At 69.4% G+C, this 16,202-nt stretch carries 14 protein-coding genes and 1 riboswitch; of the genes, 8 read left to right on the forward strand and 6 right to left on the reverse strand.

Features of this window, described 5'->3' with window-relative positions; genetic code table 11:
* Positions 1-97 precede the first annotated feature (97 nt).
* Positions 98-412 (reverse strand): DMT family transporter, encoded by a 315-nt coding sequence (locus tag ACIRGA_RS13805; protein ID WP_400940529.1) that lies wholly within the window; start codon positions 410-412, stop codon positions 98-100.
* 11 nt (positions 413-423) lie between these two features.
* A riboswitch (guanidine-III (ykkC-III) riboswitch) is annotated at positions 424-492 on the reverse strand.
* Positions 493-561: 69 nt separating this feature from the next.
* Complete coding sequence (locus ACIRGA_RS13810) at positions 562-1,143, reverse strand: TetR/AcrR family transcriptional regulator (protein WP_400940531.1); 582 nt, start codon at positions 1,141-1,143, stop codon at positions 562-564.
* A 59-nt stretch (positions 1,144-1,202) separates the two neighbouring features.
* On the opposite strand from ACIRGA_RS13810, the gene ACIRGA_RS13815 reads away from it, so the two are divergent.
* On the forward strand, positions 1,203-1,748 hold the full coding sequence (locus ACIRGA_RS13815; protein ID WP_400940534.1) for an SRPBCC family protein: 546 nt from the start codon (positions 1,203-1,205) through the stop codon (positions 1,746-1,748).
* On the opposite strand, the gene mptB is transcribed toward ACIRGA_RS13815, so the two are convergent.
* The gene (mptB, locus tag ACIRGA_RS13820) at positions 1,652-3,091 is read right to left on the reverse strand and encodes a polyprenol phosphomannose-dependent alpha 1,6 mannosyltransferase MptB (RefSeq protein WP_400940536.1); all 1,440 of its coding nucleotides are present in this window, start codon (positions 3,089-3,091) and stop codon (positions 1,652-1,654) included. The two genes, ACIRGA_RS13815 and mptB, sit on opposite strands and share 97 nt — an antisense overlap.
* A 111-nt stretch (positions 3,092-3,202) precedes the next feature.
* Between mptB and ACIRGA_RS13825 the strand changes: the two genes are divergently transcribed.
* The 4 genes from ACIRGA_RS13825 to ACIRGA_RS13840 all read left to right on the forward strand — a co-directional run bounded on the left by ACIRGA_RS13825 (position 3,203) and on the right by ACIRGA_RS13840 (position 7,296).
* Positions 3,203-3,838 (forward strand): DUF4230 domain-containing protein, encoded by a 636-nt coding sequence (locus ACIRGA_RS13825; RefSeq protein WP_400940681.1) that lies wholly within the window; start codon positions 3,203-3,205, stop codon positions 3,836-3,838.
* 58 nt (positions 3,839-3,896) lie between these two features.
* Complete coding sequence (locus tag ACIRGA_RS13830; RefSeq protein WP_400940539.1) at positions 3,897-6,239, forward strand: molybdopterin oxidoreductase family protein; 2,343 nt, start codon at positions 3,897-3,899, stop codon at positions 6,237-6,239.
* Positions 6,240-6,242: 3 nt separating this feature from the next.
* Positions 6,243-6,701, forward strand: a complete 459-nt coding sequence (locus ACIRGA_RS13835; RefSeq protein ID WP_400940541.1) for a hypothetical protein — start codon at positions 6,243-6,245, stop codon at positions 6,699-6,701.
* A gap of 85 nt (positions 6,702-6,786) precedes the next feature.
* The gene (locus ACIRGA_RS13840; protein WP_400940543.1) at positions 6,787-7,296 is read left to right on the forward strand and encodes an SRPBCC family protein; all 510 of its coding nucleotides are present in this window, start codon (positions 6,787-6,789) and stop codon (positions 7,294-7,296) included.
* A gap of 496 nt (positions 7,297-7,792) precedes the next feature.
* Here ACIRGA_RS13840 and ACIRGA_RS13845 read toward each other — a convergent pair whose 3' ends face one another.
* Both ACIRGA_RS13845 and ACIRGA_RS13850 read right to left on the reverse strand, forming a co-directional pair.
* Positions 7,793-9,046 carry a cation:proton antiporter gene (locus ACIRGA_RS13845; RefSeq protein WP_400940545.1) on the reverse strand — a complete coding sequence of 418 codons (1,254 nt, stop codon included), beginning with the start codon at positions 9,044-9,046 and terminating at the stop codon, positions 7,793-7,795.
* Positions 9,047-9,090: 44 nt separating this feature from the next.
* Positions 9,091-10,293, reverse strand: coding sequence for a transcriptional regulator (locus ACIRGA_RS13850; RefSeq protein ID WP_400940547.1), 1,203 nt, complete (start codon positions 10,291-10,293; stop codon positions 9,091-9,093).
* Between the two features lie 157 nt (positions 10,294-10,450).
* Here ACIRGA_RS13850 and ACIRGA_RS13855 point away from each other — a divergent pair, with 157 nt between their 5' ends.
* A complete protein-coding gene (locus ACIRGA_RS13855) occupies positions 10,451-12,268 on the forward strand; it encodes a flavin-containing monooxygenase (protein WP_400940550.1) in 1,818 nt (605 codons plus the stop codon).
* 132 nt (positions 12,269-12,400) lie between these two features.
* Here the strand turns inward: ACIRGA_RS13855 and ACIRGA_RS13860 are convergent, their stop codons facing one another.
* Positions 12,401-13,348, reverse strand: coding sequence for a helix-turn-helix transcriptional regulator (locus ACIRGA_RS13860; protein ID WP_400940553.1), 948 nt, complete (start codon positions 13,346-13,348; stop codon positions 12,401-12,403).
* Between the two features lie 92 nt (positions 13,349-13,440).
* On the opposite strand from ACIRGA_RS13860, the gene ACIRGA_RS13865 reads away from it, so the two are divergent.
* A complete protein-coding gene (locus tag ACIRGA_RS13865) occupies positions 13,441-14,004 on the forward strand; it encodes a DinB family protein (RefSeq protein ID WP_400940556.1) in 564 nt (187 codons plus the stop codon).
* A gap of 154 nt (positions 14,005-14,158) precedes the next feature.
* Complete coding sequence (locus ACIRGA_RS13870) at positions 14,159-16,195, forward strand: acyltransferase family protein (RefSeq protein WP_400940558.1); 2,037 nt, start codon at positions 14,159-14,161, stop codon at positions 16,193-16,195.
* Positions 16,196-16,202 lie beyond the last annotated feature (7 nt).

A 16,202-nucleotide genomic window follows, 5' to 3' on the forward strand; every position in this document is an offset into this window, starting at 1 on the left:
GGGGCGGGGGGCCCCCCCCTCGCCGTGGGGGTCCGCTGGCGGTTGGAGCTTCACACCCCCCCCCCCCCCCCCCCCCCCCCCCACGCCGCGACCCGGGTCAGTGCAGGATCTTCAGGCCCACCACGCAGGCGACGATTCCCACGATCAGCAGAATCCGGGCCAGCGAAACGGTTTCCGCGCCCGACCACATGCCGTAGGCGACGGTGAGCGAAGCTCCGATGCCGACCCAGACCGCGTAGGCGGTGCCGACGGGGAGATCCTTCATCGCGTAAGCGAGACCCACCATGCTGGCCACCAGTGTCACGCCGAAGATCACCGACGGCACCGGCCGGGACAATCCTTCGGATTTGCCGAGGGCGGTGGCCCAAACGGCTTCCAGCACACCCGAAACGATGAGGACAAGCCACGACATGACGCGCTCCCAGAGCGCCGTCTTGTCGCTGGCCGGGTACGGCACCCACTCGTCCGGGGACCTCGTTCAGGAGGTTCCTCGACCAGGATGGCACATCGCCCGCGGGGAGCGCCCGCCGGTTTGACGAGGGTCACCACGCGGGCCTGAGTTCAGCCCGCCAGCAGCGTGCGGGTCGTTTTGGCCACCAGGTCGACGGTGCGCGGGGGTGGCGCCTCGCCGCGGTCGAGATGTCTCCTCACCGCGGCGTAGGGGAGGTCCACGAGGGCCAGCATCAGCTCGTCGGTGCTCCGGCCGGTCAGCGGGCGCAGCTTCCGCAGCACCTTGGTGATCGCCGTGTCGAGCCGGTGGTTGGCGGCCTCGGCACGGGCACGATCCTCGGCGCTCCAGTCTTCGCCGCCGAGTGCCCTGTCGCCTCCGTACAGCAGTTTCGCCTCGGCCGGATGGGCGCGGCACCAGCGGACGACCTGCGCGGCGGCCTCGACGGCGGCTTCGATGGCCGGTTCCTGTTCGAGTGCTTCGAGGTAGCCCTGCTGGAAGCCGGTCAGGGTGCGGAGCCAGACGGCGGCGAGCAGAGCCGGACGCCCGGGGAAACGGTGGTAGATCGACCCGCTCGGCGCGCCGACCGCGCGGGCGACGGCCGACATGGTCACCCCGGCGGCCCCTTCGGCGGCGAAGATCCGCACGGCGGCGTCGAGGAAGTCGTCGGCGGTGTGCCGCGGTGGCCGTCCCATTTTCAGAGACTATCCTCTACTATCGTTTTAGGGGAAGGTCTCTAGAATGAGGAGGCACGATGCGCGTGTGGAACAGGCATTCCCGGATCATCGGTGTGGCGCAGGAGCGGGTCGGCGCGCTGATCGACACCCTGTCCGCGGACGGAGACCGGCTCTGGCCCGTCGACGCGTGGCCGCCCTTGCGGTTCGACCGGCCGCTCGGGGTGGGAGCCGACGGCGGGCACGGACCGGTGCGGTACCACGTCGAGTCCTACGAACCCGGGAGGTCGGTGCGGTTCCGCTTCACCGCGCCGCGCGGCTTCGACGGATTCCACGAATTCACCCTGCGGGCGACGGAAAGCGGGGAGACCGAGCTCGGGCACCTCATGGTGCTGCGGCTCCGGTATCCGGCTTGGTTCACCTATCCGCTGTTGTGGCGGCCGATGCACGACGCGCTGCTGGAGGACTGCCTCGACCGTGCCGAGCGTGAACTCACCGGCACGGTCGAGACGCCCGCGCGCTGGAGCCGCTACGTCCGCCTCTTGCGGAACCTGATCTCCGGCAAGAGGCCTTTTCGCTTGAGCACGAACAAGGTGCCGCCGATGAGCACGACGGCGATCAAGTAGCCCAGCGCCAAGGACACGGCGCCGCCGTTCGCGGGCGGGAGCAGGACGCCGAACACGGCGCTGACGATCGCGAGGATCCACCGTCCGCGGCCGGTCGTGAGGCTCACGGAGAGCAGCGCGACCGTCCACAGGAGATACCAGGGCTGCACGACCGGGCCGAGGACCAGCATCGCGGCGAAGGTGAGCCCCGCGCCATAGAGCGGGTGCAGCTTCTCCCGGTACGTGAGCCACAACAGCCTGGCGCCGACGGCGAGACCGAGGATCGCGCCGATGAGCGAGAACACCTTGATCGCGCCGTCGGTCAGGTCGGCCCCGAAGATCTTGCCGACCCCGCCGACGAGGAAGCCGAGCTCGTTGGTGGGCGCCATCCAGCTGTGGACCTGGCCGGAAACCCCGGACAGGACGCGGACCCAGCCGAAACCGAGCCCGCTGCCGAGCGAGATCGCCGCGGTGACGGCGGCGAATCCGGCGGGCAGCCCGAGGGCGACCGCCACCCGGCCGGCAGGCGTCGCCCGGCGGAACAGGTCGACGCCGACGAACAGCAGGCCCGCGACGGCCACGATCTTGATGTTCGCGGCCGCGCTCACCGCGATCACGCCTGCCGCGATCAGCGCCGGCCGGGCCGCGCCCGTCTTCGCCGCGCCCATGAGGACGAGCTCCAGCCCGGCGACCATCAGCCCGACCATGAGCCCGTCGTTGTGCACGCCCGCCACGACGTGCCACAGCACGAGCGGGTTGAGCACGGCGAGCCACAACGCGATCGACGGTGAGACCCCGACGCGGCGGGCGAGCCGGGGGAGCGCCCACGCCATGAGCACGATCCCGATCAGGCCCAGCAGCCGGTGCAGCAGCACCGTCGGGACGAAGGCGTCGCCCGCGACGTAGGCGATCGTGCGGGCCAGCGCGACGAACGCCGGACCGTACGGCGCGGGCGTGTCCCGCCAGTAGTGGCTGACCGCCATCGTCACCGGGGAATCGGCGCCGAGCGCCTCGGCGGGCCCCACGAGATAGGTGTCGAACCCCTTCGCCGCGATCAGGCCTTGCGCCAGATAGCTGTTGATGTCGCCGCTGAACAGGGGGCGCGCGACGAGCAGCGGCGCGCACCACGAGACCGCGATCCAGTACAGCCGCCGCTCGGGCAGCCCGGCGGCGAGCCGTCCGATGCCGAGCCAGGACAGCACGAGGGTGGCCATCCCGGTGACGCCCAGCGCCACCACCAGCACCGAGGGCAGGCCGATCCCGGACGTGACGAGCACCAGCACGGCGATTCCGAGGAAACCCGCCCAGTGCAACGCCGAGATGTTCAGCCCGGTCTTCTCCGGCGCGGGCAAGACGTTCTGCATGCGGCCAAACTACTCCAAGTGCGAAAGGCGGTTCGGCCGATCGCACGGTAAACCGCGCTCGACGCTTCGGGGCCGCGTCCGGCGGGTACTCCACGCGCTGGAGAGGCGGTGGTGGGCGTGAAGAAACGCTGGGTGCGTCTCGGGGCGTTCGTGCTGGTCGGGCTCTTGGTCGTCGCCGCGGCGCTGCAGATCACCGGGCTGCTGCCGAAGCTCGACCCGTTCGGAACGTCCACTGTGGACCGTTCGCAACCCGCGGTGCTCCAGGCGGTGCGGGATCTGAGCCAATATCACGCGGCGGTCGGCGACTACCAGGTCGTCGTCGACATCGAGAAGGACGTCAAATGGGTGCCCGCGAGCATCGCCGGGGAGCGCACCCTGTTCGTCGCGGCTGGCTCCGTCGACGCGTACGTCGACTTCGGGCCGCTGGTGGAGAATTCGCTGACCGTGTCCGAAGACCGGCGATCGGTCGAGGTCCGGCTGCCCGAACCGAAGCTGGCGAAACCCAATCTGGACAACGAACGCAGCTACGTCTTCGGTCAGGAGCGCGGCCTGATCGACCGGCTCGGCGCGTTGGTGTCCGTGCAGGACCAGCGGCCGTTCTACCTCGCCGCGGAGAAACGCATCGGCGAGGCCGCGCAGCACTCGGGTCTGCTCGAGCGCGCCAAGGCCAACACCAAGGCGATGCTCACGCAGCTGCTGCGGGGGCTGGGCTTCCAAGTCACCTTCCCGGCGGAACCGGCCACCTGACCTCCTCGCCCGCTTTGTCCGGTGTTTGGGCTGGTGAGCGCGGTGGTACGGCTTCCGCATGAACACGAAGCCGGTGCCTGAGCGGATCGCGGAAGTCTGGGGAGAGCGGACCCCGTACACGCGTGGGGCCGGGTGGCCACGCAGAGCCGACTCCCATCTCGAGGCGGGTGTCGCGGAATCCGATGTGGACCGCTGGGTCCAGTCGGCCTGCGTGCTGTGCAGCAACGGATGCGCGTGCGACATCGCGGTGAAGGACGGCCGGATGGTCGGTGTCCGCGGCCGCGAGACCGACCTGGTCAACCACGGCCGGATGGGGCCCAAAGGTCTCTACGGTTCGTGGCAGTGGAACGGGAAGGAGCGGTTGACCCGGCCGCTGATCCGTCGCGACGGCGAACTGGTGGAATCCGGCTGGGACGCCGCGATGGACCTGATCGTGCGACGCTCCAAGGAACTGCTGGACGAGGCGGGCCCGCTGTCACACGGTTTCTACACCAGCGGGCAGTTGTTCCTGGAGGAGTACTACACGCTCGGCGTCATCGGCAAAGCCGGCCTCGGCACGCCGCATATGGACGGCAACACCCGGCTGTGCACCGCGACCTCCGCCGCCGCGATGAAGGAGAGCTTCGGTTCCGACGGCCAGCCCGGGACGTACGCCGACATCGACCACTGCCATGCGCTTTTCCTGTTCGGCCACAACATGGCCGAGACGCAGACCGTGCTGTGGAGCCGGGTCCTCGACCGGCTCGCCGGACCCGAACCACCCGTGGTCGTCGCCGTCGATCCGCGGCGGACGAAGGTCGCCGAGGCGGCGGAGGAGTCCGGTGGCCTGCACCTGGCTCCACTGCCGGGTACCAATCAGGCCCTGATGAACGGTCTGGTCCGCGAGCTGATCGTGAACAAGTGGATCGACGAGGACTACGTTTCCGCGCACACCCTCGGCTTCTCCGAACTCGAAAAGACCGTCGAGCCGTACACCCCCGGCCACGTCGGCGAGATCTGCGGGATCGAGCCGGACGCGCTGGTGCGGGCCGCGGAGATCTTCGGTACGTCCGAGCGGGTGCTGTCGACCGTGCTGCAGGGCTTCTACCAGTCGCATCAGGCCACCGCCGCGGCCTGCCAGGTCAACAACCTCCATCTGCTGCGGGGCATGCTCGGCAAGCCGGGCGGCGGGGTGCTGCAGATGAACGGTCAGCCCACCGCGCAGAACACGCGGGAATGCGGCGCCGACGGCGACCTTCCCGGGTTCCGCAACTGGGAGAACCCCGAACACGTCCGGCAGCTGGCCGAACTGTGGAACGTCGAGGAACTGACCGTCCCGCACTGGTCGCCGCCGACGCACGCCATGCAGATCTGGCGGTACGCCGAACAGGGCTCGATCCGGTTCCTCTGGATCTCGGCCACCAATCCGGCCGTCTCCATGCCCGAACTGCCGCGCATCCGCGAGATCCTCGGCAAGGAGGACCTGTTCGTCGTGGTGCAGGACGGTTTCCGGACCGAGACGGCCGAGTTCGCCGACGTCGTCCTCCCCGCCGCGCTCTGGGGCGAGAAGCAGGGGACCTTCACCAACGCCAACCGCACGGTGCATCTGTCGGAGAAGGCCGTCGAGCCGCCCGGTGAGGCCCGCGCCGATCTGGACATCTTCCTCGACTACGCGCGGCGGATGGACTTCCGTGACCGTGACGGCGCTCCGCTGATCGGCTGGCGGACGCCCGAGGAGGCTTTCCGTGCCTGGCAGGAATGCAGCCGGGGCAGGCTGTGCGACTACAGCGGGCTGTCGTACGACAAGCTCCGCGGCGGCAGCGGGATCCAATGGCCTTGCGACGAGGAGCGTCCGGACGGCACCGAACGGCTCTACGCGGACGGCGTGTTCACCACGAGTTCGGACGCTTGCGAGGACTACGGCCACGACCTGCTCACCGGCGGGACGGTCTCGGCCCAGGAGCACAAGGCCCTGCACCCGGACGGGCGCGCGTTCCTCAAAGCCGCGGAATACACGCCCCCGCCGGAGGAACCCGGCGAGCGGTATCCGTTCGTCTGCACGACCGGGCGCACGGTGTACCACTTCCACACGCGGACCAAGACCGGCCGTGCCCCGAAACTCCGGCGGGCCGCGCCGGAACCTTGGGCGGAAATCGCCGCTTCCGACGCAGTCGAACTCGGGGTCACGGACGGGGATCTCGTCCGGGTCGAATCCGCCAGGGGCCATGTCGAGGTGCCCGCCCGGATCGGCCGGGTCCGGCCGGGCGTCGTGTTCCTGCCGTTCCACTACGGCTATTGGGACACCGGCGGCGAAGGCCGTCCCCGCGCCGCCAACGAACTGACCATGACCGAATGGGATCCGGTGTCCAAGCAGCCGCTGTTCAAGATCGGTGCCGTCCGCGTCCGCAAGGTGGAGGGCTGACCCATGCATCTCGCCACGTACCTCGGGCTTCTGCACACCTCGCTGAACACGCTCGCCGACGCCTTCCGGGACGTCGGTCGCGGCCACGGCGAGGAGCCCGACGTCGAGCACACGTGCCTGCTGCTCGCCGGGCGGATCGATCGGCAGACCGAGGCGCTCGCCCCGATCGTCGAGCGGTACGGCGAAGACCGTGAAGAGGAGCCGGAGCGGCTCCACGCCGCGGGTCTGGAAGGCACCCGCAGCGGCGGTGTCGGCCTGTTGAGGGACCTGCAGGACCTCTACGCCCTCTCGTCGTTCACCGACGTCACCTGGACCGTGGTGGGCCAGGCGGCCCAGGGGCTGCGTGACCGGAAACTGCTCGACCTGGTCGAGGAACACGAACAGGAGACCGCGCGGCAACTGACCTGGCTTCGTACGCGGATGAAGCAAGCCGCTCCCCAGGCACTCATCGCCGCACGATGATTCCGCGTCCGTGCTGTGCTCGCCGCTCCAGGCTTGACCGGGGCGGCCGCTGCTGGTGGGCTGGCGAAGTCGACTGGGAGGCGCGATGGCGACGAAGCCGAGGGACAGCCTGACCTACAGCGAACCGATCGCGACCGGGGAGGTCACGATCGGCACCACCCCCGAGCAGGTGTACCGGCTCGTCAGCGATCCGGTCTCGATGTCGGAGTGCACAGAGGAGCTGCGCAAGGCACGCTGGATCCGCGGCGCGACCGAAGCGCGCGTCGGGAACTGGTTCGCCGGCAGCAACCGCAACGGACGGCGGCGCTGGGTGACCCACGCCGAGATCGTCGAAGCCGAACCCGGGCGGAGGTTCGCCTACCGGGTGCGCACACCGTTCTTCGTGCCGATTTCGCGGTGGGAGTACGACATCGTCCCCGAGGGCGACGGCAGCCGTCTCACGGTGACGAACTGGCTGCGGGTGCCGCCGTGGTTCGTGCCGATCGCCATTCTCATCACCGGTGAGCCGGATCGCGCCGGGACGAATCAGGCCAATATCGCCACCACGTTGCAGCGGGTGAAGGCCCGGCTCGAGGGCCGGGACTGGCGCCGCTGACGGTAGGTCTTGAGGGGTAAGGCAAAGGTGGCGTGATGGTCTGGGTGGCAGGAGCGAGCTTGCCGAAGAGGGCAGCGCGGTCCCGAGTGTCCATAAAGGACATGCCTTCAGCCTAAAGTGGCCGATTTGGGAGGTTTGCGTATCTTCGCGCGGAGGTCGTGAGTGGCGAGTGGGGTTCTAACGACACTTACCACTCACGACCCCCATGAAAACCGGTCATGTGAGCATCAAACGGGCATTCGGGCGCCAGGAACAGTCCTGTGTGGACATTCAAGGTGCGGCAGGGCGCCGTCGGCACCCGGTGTCGTGGTGAGACCGTGAGCAAGGAGGCCTTCGGCGCCACTCACGACCACCCGCACCGACCACGCCACGTTTGCCTTACCCCTCAATAACCCTCTTCGTCCCCTGTGGACAGTCGAGGTGGTGTCAGGCAGTTGCGACGATCCCCTCCGTCGCCAACTCGACCAGCGGATAGACGACACGACCAGGGGCGCACTTACCCGCTCTCGAAGCTCTGCATCCCCTGGCTCTCCAGTTTGCGCATCACCGGGCCGGACAGCAGTCCGTGCACGAGCACGGACACCGCGATCGTGAGCGCCGTGACGCGCCAAAGCGAGTCGGCCATCGGGAATTCGCCGTGCCCCAGCGCGTAGGACAGGTAGTAGAGACTGCCGATCCCGCGGATACCGAAGAACGCGATCGCCGTCGCCGCCGGACGAGTGGTGGCGCCGCCGAGCAGCGCCAGTCCGCCGAACAGCGGGCGCACGATCACCACCGCCGCGACGGCCACCAGGATCTCGACGACCGTCAGACCCGCGAGCAGCCCGTCGCCCAGTGCGACGCCGAGACCGAGCAGGGCCAGCGCGACGAAGAGCCGTTCCAGCTGATCGCCGAATTCGTGCAGGACCCCGTGGTACTCGTGCGAGCGTTCGCTGGCGCGGATGGTCGCGGCGGCGGTGAACACCGCGACGAAGCCGATGCCGCCCAGCCACTCGCACAGCGCGAAGGGGAGGAACGCGATGGCCAGCACCACCAGTCCGTCGGAGTACTCGCCGAGGCGCAGCCTTTCGTGTCGCACCCGGAACATCAGCCAGGACAGCAACCTGCCGCAGACCAGGCCGACCAGTACGGCGATCGCGAGCGGGACGAGGACTTCGGTCAGTAGCCACGGCACGGGCGACGTGCTCGCCGTTCCGGCCAGTACGAGGGCCACCAGCACGAACGGCATCGCCAGTCCGTCGTTGAGCCCGGCTTCCGAAGTCAGCGTGAACCTGATCTCGTTGTCCGAGCCCCGTCCGTCGCCGGTGTGCGGCGCGGGCACCTGGACGTCGCTCGCCAGTACCGGATCGGTCGGCGACAGCACGGCCCCCAGCAGCAGCGCGGCGGCGGGGGACAGGGCGAGCGCCCACCAGCCGAGCAGGGCGACCGCGCAGACCGACAACGGTAACGTGATCGCCAGCAGCCGCCACGTCGAATTCCAGGACCGCCAGCCGATCGACCGGTCGGATTTCAGGCCGGCGCCGACCAGCGACACCAGTACACCGAGTTCGGTGATCACCTCGACGGCGCCCACATGCGACCGCGGGTCCAGCACGCCTTGGCCATAGGGGTATCCGAAGGGGAGCAGCCCGAAGAGCAGCCCGCCCACCAGCAGGACGAGCGGCATCGACAGCGGGCGTTCGTGCAGCAGGTTCGGCAGCACCGCGGCGCACAGCGCCAGAACGCCCGCCCCGGCGAGGAGTATCTCCATGGACGCGGAGTACCCGGCTTGATCTCCTGGCAACCGGGGCTTGTTCAGCCGCCGACTTCGAGTCCTTTATGGACTGTCAGGAGGACGCCGTCGGCCAGCCGGTACGGCCGGGTGTCCACAATGGCCCCCAGCAGCCGTCGCAGCCGGGAGACCTCGGCGCGGACGGTGACGAGGTGTTCGGCGTCGCCGTAGAGCGCCCTGCTGAGCGCCTCGGCCGAAAGCCCGGACGCACCCGCCGTGTTGAGGTGCACCAGGATCTCCGCGTGCCGGGGTGTCACCGTGCGGACCCAGCCGACGTCGCCCGACGCCATCCGCAGCATCGGCGCGTGGCCGAGTTCGAGTTCCAGGCGGACGCGGCGCGCGGTGTCGGCGGGACGGACGAGCCAGCCTTCGGCGAGCCGTTCGGGCAGACAGGCGCCGAGACCGGGTACGGCGAGGATCTGTCCCTCCGCGGGCGCGGCGATCCGCGCGCCGGAGGCGACCCCGGCGGAGTGGGCCACCCAGCCGTCGTCGTCCACCAGCAGTACCGGGCCGCCCACGCCGGTCACCACCGGTTCGGCGGTCCGGCGCAACCGGTCGAGGCCCTGCTGATGGTGCCGCCAGAGTTCGGATTCGACCAGCCGCCGCCCGGTCTCCACCAGCGCCCCGATCGCCGGATGCAAGGTCAGCGCTGGACCGCTGACATCGATCACGCCGAGCAGCTCGCCGGTGCGCGGATCGTGCACCGGCGACGCGGTGCAGTACCAGGGATGCTGGCCCTGCTCGAAATGTTCCCCGGCCAGCAGTTCCACCGGCGCGGCCTCGGCGAGCGCGGTGCCGATCGCGTTGGTGCCGACCCTGGTCTCGGTCCAGACGGCGCCTTCGGTGAAGCCCAGCGTGTCGGCCCGCCGTCGCACGGCGGGCGAACCCACCCGCCAGAGGATGATGCCCTCGGCGTCGGTCACCACGAGCAGCATGTTCGCGGTGTCGGCCGTCGCGCCGACCACCTGACCGAGGTCTTCCACCACCAACCGCAGCGGCGAGGCACGACGACGGCGGGCGACCTCGTCGAGCGGCACCGAATCCCGGGTGTTCACCCCGTCGGCGGCGAGCCCCAGGCTCAGCATCCGCGACCACGAGCGCGAAACGAGCGGCCGCGGCCGGACCCGCGGACGGCCGCCACCGATCACGGCTTCGTGCATGCGGATCAGGTCGCGGGCGTGCATCGGCAGGTCGGCACCTGGCGGGACCGAGCTGTGCACGCTCACACGCCACCTCCGCACCATCGCGTCGACTGACCAGCATAGGTCCGGCGGACGACGTGCGCCATGGAGCCGCGCTGCAACTCGCTGCAACCCTTGCCGCCGCATCCGCTCGCGGCGTGTGATCGGGGTAACAGCCGAACGCCGAAGTTCAGGAGTGGCCATGACACAGACGGTGGACCGGATCGAGGCGACAGGCTCGCCGCAGGCTCGGGTGGACGCTTGGCTGAGCCGATTCGAATCGGCCCTCGCCGCCCGCGATGTCGAAGCCGCCGCGGCGCTTTTCGCGGTCGACAGTTACTGGCGTGACCTGGTCGCCTTCACCTGGACGCTCAAGACGGTCGAAGGCCGTGACGAGGTGGCCGGCATGCTCGGCGCCTGCCTCGACCGGATCGACCCGTCCGGGTTCCGCACGACCGAGACGCCGACCGAAGCCGATGGCGTGACCGAAGCGTGGCTCGAATTCGAAACCGCGACGGGACGCGCGAAAGGGCACTTGAGGCTGAAGGACGAAGGCGCCTGGACGCTGCTGACCAGTTTGCGCGAGCTCAAAGGTTTCGAGGAACGCCGCAACGATCAGCGGCCGAAGGGCGTCGAGCACGGCGTCGTCCGCGGCCGGAAATCGTGGGCCGAGAAGCGCGAGGAGGAACAGACCCGGCTCGGCTACGAGCAGCAGCCGTACGTCGTCGTCATCGGCGGCGGCCAGGGCGGGATCGCGCTCGGCGCCCGGCTGCGGCAGCTCGACGTGCCCACGCTCGTCCTGGAACGCAACCAGCGGCCGGGCGACTCGTGGCGCAAGCGGTACAAGAACCTCTGCCTGCACGACCCGGTCTGGTACGACCACCTGCCCTATCTGCCGTTCCCGGACAACTGGCCGGTGTTCGCGCCCAAGGACAAGATCGCCGACTGGCTCGAGATGTACACGCGGCTCATGGAAGTGCCGTACTGGACCAGCACCGAGGTCACCTCGGCGTCCTGGGACGAGGAAAAGCAGCAGTGGCTGGTGACCGTCGTCCGCGAGGGCGAGGAGCTGGTGCTCATGCCGCGGCACGTCGTGTTCGCGACCGGGATGTCCGGCAAGCCGAATCTCCCTTCGTTCCCCGGAATGGACGTCTTCGAGGGCGATCAGCACCATTCGTCCCAGCACCCTGGCCCGGACTCCTACGCCGGCAAGAAGGCGGTCGTGGTCGGCTCCAACAACTCCGCGCACGACATCTGCGCGGCGCTGTGGGAACACGGCGCCGACGTCACCATGGTGCAGCGGTCGTCGACGCATGTGGTGAAGTCGGATTCGCTGATGGACCTGGGACTCGGCGATCTGTACTCGGAACGCGCGGTGCGTTCGGGGATCACCACCGACAAGGCGGACATGATCTTCGCGTCGATCCCGTACCGGATCATGCCGCAGTTCCAGATCCCGGTGTACGACGCGATCCGGGAGCGGGACAAGGACTTCTACGCGCGGCTGGAAGCGGCCGGGTTCCAGCACGACTGGGGCGACGACGGATCCGGCCTGTTCCTGAAGTACCTGCGCCGCGGCTCCGGCTACTACATCGACGTCGGCGCGTCGGAACTGGTCGCCGACGGGAAGATCAAGCTGGCCCACGGCCAGGTCGACCATCTGACCCGTGACGCGGTGGTGCTGTCCGACGGCACGGAACTGAAGGCGGACCTCGTCGTCTACGCCACCGGCTACGGCTCGATGAACGGCTGGGTCGCCGACCTGGTCGGACAGGAGACCGCGGACCTCGTCGGCAAATGCTGGGGCCTGGGCTCCGGGACGACGAAGGACCCCGGACCGTGGGAGGGCGAGCAGCGCAACATGTGGAAACCCACGCGAAAGGAAGGCCTCTGGTTCCACGGCGGGAACCTGCACCAGTCGCGGCACTACTCCCTTTACCTCGCGCTGCAACTGAAAGCGCGCTACGAGGGCATCCCGACGCCGGTGTTCGGGCTGCAAGAGGTGCACCACAAGGCATGACGGCATCGAAGCTTCGGTACCGGGATCCCGGGCGGACCCGGTGACGGAGGGCACCGCCCCCGGACCTCGGGCGGTCGGCGACGTCGGGCACCGTCCCCAGACCCTGGGCGGTTCCCGGCGTCGTATCCGTGTTCAGCGGGCGGCCTTCGCGTAACGGCGGGCCAGGACCGCGAAAGCATCCCGCAGTTCGGGCGGCCCGACGACTTCGATGCCGGCGTCGAACCGGCCGATACTCGCCGCGAGCCCGGCCCACGACCACGAGCCCAGCGTCAGACGGCACCGATCCGGCCCGAGTTCTTCCACGACACCGTCGCGGACGTAGTGGGACACCGTGGCCGCAGGAAGGTCCAGGATGACTTCCCCGCGACACGGCCATTCGCCGGACTCGGACGCGCCACGGAACCGGCTCGCGACGAACGTGGCGACGTCGGGGGCCGGCAGTTCACGCGGCGTGAACCGCGGCCCGGTCGGCGTGCGCGGGGAGATCCGGTCGGCCCGGAAGGTGCGCCAGTCCGCGCGATCCAGATCCCAGGCGACGAGGTACCAGCGGCCGTGCCAGGTGACGAGGTGATGCGGTTCCGCCCGGCGCGGCGCGTCCGCGTAGTCGAACCGCAGGACCTCGCGGGCGTGCACGGCCGCGCCGAGCGCGAACAGGACGTCCTTGCCGACGCGGGGTTCCGACCGGCTCGCGGGCGACTCGACGGCGGTCACCCGCAGCGTGTCGATCCGGCGCCGCAGCCGGGAGGGCATCACCTGCCGGACGGTGTGCAGAGCCCGCATCGCCGCCTCCTCGATCCCCGCGCCGCTGGTGGTGGCGATCTGGAGCGCGACGGCGAGCGCGACCGCCTGATCGTCGTCGAACAGCAGCGGTGGCAGCTCGGACCCGGCGTCGAGCCGGTATCCGCCGTCGGGACCCTTGATGGTCGCGATGGGGTAGCCGAGCTCGCGAAGCCTGTCGACGTCGCGCCGCACGGTGCGCGGGCTGATGTCCAGCCGCTCGGCCAGCAGCGCTCCCGGCCAGTCGCGGCGTGCCTGCAGCAACGAGAGCATCGACAGCAGGCGCGCGGAGGTCTTCGGCATGTTTTCCATGATGCCGCGAGTAGCGGCCACAACCTGTCCTCTACCCCTGCGAGAGTCGTCGTGTGCCAGAAAACGACAACACGGAGGGCCCGATGACCACCACCATCCTCGACGCCGAGCGCGCCGACCTGCTCGAAGCCCTCGACACCATCCGCGCCGCGCTGACCACCACCGTCCAGGGGCTCACGGACGAGCAGCTCGACGCGCATCCGACGGTCAGCGAGCTGAGCCTCGGCGGGCTGCTCAAACACGTCGCCTCGATCGAGGAGATGTGGCTGCGTTTCGTGGTCGAGGGTCCGTCCGCGATGACCTACGACCTGCCGGAAGGCGTCACCTGGGCCGACATCGGCGCCGGGACCGCCCGTGAGTTCCCGCAGTGGGCGATCGACCACCAGAACAACTTCAGGATGCTGCCCGGCGACACCCTGGCGGGGATCCTCGCGCGCTACGAGGAAGTGGCCGCACGGACGAAGGAGGTCGTCTCGTCGATCCCGGATCTTTCCGCGACGCATCCGCTGCCGGAGGCGCCCTGGAACCCGCCGGGCGCGGTGCGCAGCGTGCGCCGGGTGCTGGCGCACGTCATCGCCGAGACCGCGCAGCACGCCGGCCACGCCGACATCCTGCGGGAGAGCATCGACGGCCAGAAGTCGACCTGACGTCTGCCGCTCACTCGCGAGATACGGCTCCAATCACGTGAGTTGCGGCGGGAATCACGCGAGTTCCGTCCGATCATCCGACCCTAAGCTCGCTCACAGCTTCCTGCCGTAGGGTCCCGGCCCGTCGGCGGCCGGTGATCATGGTGGTGGTTGTGTGCGGGAGACGGAGCGGCGGTTCCGCCCGGAAATCCAGGGACTGCGGGCGCTGGCGTGTGTGCTGGTGGTCGTCTACCACGTGTGGCTCGGCCGGATTTCCGGCGGCGTCGACGCGTTCTTCCTGATCTCCGGGTTCCTCGTCACCGGGCAGCTCTATCGCGCGGCGGCGCGCGGGAAGATCGAGTACCGGCCGATGTGGGGCCGGATGATCAAGAGGCTGTTCCCGGCCGCGCTCACCGTGCTGCTGCTGGTCATCGCGGTGAGCACGGTGCTGTTGCCGCAGAACCGCTGGTTCCAGACGATCAAGGAGGTCGTCGCCTCCGCCCTCTATGTGGAGAACTGGCGGCTGGCGGCGGATTCCGCCGATTACTTCGCGCAGCACAACTCGGCGAGTGTCGTGCAGCATTTCTGGTCGCTGTCGATCCAGGGGCAGTTCTACGTGGTGTGGCCGCTGCTGGCCGGGCTGGTGCTGCTGGTCGCCAAGCGGACGAAGAACAACGTCCTGCCGATGCTCGTCGGCGTGCTCGGCACGGTGTTCGCGGCTTCGCTCGCGTACTCGGTGTGGCTGACCGCGGTCGATCAGCCGCTGGCGTACTTCGATTCGCTGACGCGCGCCTGGGAGTTCGCGCTGGGCGGTCTGCTCGCGCTGGCGATCGACCGGGTTTCGGTGCCCCGGCCGGCGCGTGTCGTGTTCGGCTGGGCCGGGGTCGCCGGGCTCGTCTCCTGCGGGCTGGTGCTCCAGGTCGGGACGGTGTTCCCCGGCTACCTCGCGCTCTGGCCGACGCTTTCGGCCGCCCTGGTGATCCTCGCGGGAGACACCGCGTTCGCCGGCGGCGCCGACCGGTTCCTCGGCAGCCGCCCGCTGAAGTATCTGGGCGACCTCAGTTACGCGCTCTATCTCTGGCATTGGCCGGTCCTGGTGTTCTACCTCGTCGCCCGTGACCGGGAAGAGGTCGGTGTGCGGGGCGGCGCGGTGATCATCGCGCTGGCGTTCGTCCTCGCCGTGGTCACCCATCACCTGGTCGAAAAACCGGTCCGCGCGTCCGCGATCGGAACCGGGAACCGTTGGGGCGCTTACCGATTCGGGGTCGCGACGCTAGCGGCCGTGCTCGCCGCGACCGGCGCCTGGCACTGGGTGAGCGTGAACCGGACGGAGAGCTACTCGATCGCGGTCGACGACCCCGACCACCCCGGCGCGGTCGCGCACACCGAAGGGTTCACGTACTGGGGTGCCGCCGACGCCGCGCTCGTCCCGTCGTTCGTCGCGGTGTCCGAAGACTGGGCGGGTATCGACCCGGCCCGGTGCGGAACCTCGCCGCGCAACGCCGATCTCGAAGTCTGTACGTCGGAGACCTCCGGGCATCCCACGCGCCGGATCGTGGTCACCGGCGACTCTCATGCCGGGCAGTTCCTCGGCGCCCTCCTCCCGGTCGCCGAGAAGAAGAACTGGGAGGTCACGTCGATCCTCCGCGGCGGCTGCCCGTTCTCCACCGAGTCCGACGCCGTACCGGGCGACCAGTCCTGTATCGACTGGAACGCCGCCGTGGTGGACGAGATCGTCACGACCCGCCCCGACGCGGTGATGACGATCGGCACCAGGGACGTGAAGGCCGGTGTCGAAGAACGGGTTCCCGACGGCTACATCGCGCAGTGGCGCAAGGTCGACGAGGCGGGCGTCCCGGTGCTGGCGTTGCGGGACAACCCGCGCTTCGGCCAGTCGCCGTCGGCGTGCGTCGAGAGCCGCGGCGCGCAGTCGCCCGACTGCTCCACCCCACGCGACGACCTCTATGCGGCGGAGCCGCCGTACGAGACGCTGCCGGATCTGCCGCCGAATGTACGGTTCCTCGATTTCAGCGACTACTTCTGCACGGCCGACGTTTGCCCGCCGGTGATCGGCAACGTGCTCGTCTACCTCGACGACAACCACGTCAGCGGTACCTACATGTCGACGTTGTCGGCCATCGCGGAGAAGGCGATCGCCGAGGCGCTCGGCTGGGCGGACGATCACGCGGAGGAACCACCGCCGGGCGGGTGACGCGGAC

The organism is Amycolatopsis sp. NPDC102389 (assembly GCF_044765885.1).
Classification (GTDB): Bacteria; Actinomycetota; Actinomycetes; order Mycobacteriales; family Pseudonocardiaceae; genus Amycolatopsis.

Excerpts from the sequence above, each read along its gene's own strand:
- ACIRGA_RS13805 (WP_400940529.1), bottom strand. The coding sequence starts at position 412 with ATGTCGTGGCTTGTCCTCATCGTTTCGGGTGTGCTGGAAGCCGTTTGG.
- ACIRGA_RS13810 (WP_400940531.1), bottom strand. The coding sequence starts at position 1,143 with ATGGGACGGCCACCGCGGCACACCGCCGACGACTTCCTCGACGCCGCC.
- ACIRGA_RS13815 (WP_400940534.1), top strand. The coding sequence starts at position 1,203 with ATGCGCGTGTGGAACAGGCATTCCCGGATCATCGGTGTGGCGCAGGAG.
- mptB (WP_400940536.1), bottom strand. The coding sequence starts at position 3,091 with ATGCAGAACGTCTTGCCCGCGCCGGAGAAGACCGGGCTGAACATCTCG.
- ACIRGA_RS13830 (WP_400940539.1), top strand. The coding sequence starts at position 3,897 with ATGAACACGAAGCCGGTGCCTGAGCGGATCGCGGAAGTCTGGGGAGAG.
- ACIRGA_RS13835 (WP_400940541.1), top strand. The coding sequence starts at position 6,243 with ATGCATCTCGCCACGTACCTCGGGCTTCTGCACACCTCGCTGAACACG.
- ACIRGA_RS13840 (WP_400940543.1), top strand. The coding sequence starts at position 6,787 with ATGGCGACGAAGCCGAGGGACAGCCTGACCTACAGCGAACCGATCGCG.
- ACIRGA_RS13845 (WP_400940545.1), bottom strand. The coding sequence starts at position 9,046 with ATGGAGATACTCCTCGCCGGGGCGGGCGTTCTGGCGCTGTGCGCCGCG.
- ACIRGA_RS13855 (WP_400940550.1), top strand. The coding sequence starts at position 10,451 with ATGACACAGACGGTGGACCGGATCGAGGCGACAGGCTCGCCGCAGGCT.
- ACIRGA_RS13860 (WP_400940553.1), bottom strand. The coding sequence starts at position 13,348 with ATGCCGAAGACCTCCGCGCGCCTGCTGTCGATGCTCTCGTTGCTGCAG.
- ACIRGA_RS13865 (WP_400940556.1), top strand. The coding sequence starts at position 13,441 with ATGACCACCACCATCCTCGACGCCGAGCGCGCCGACCTGCTCGAAGCC.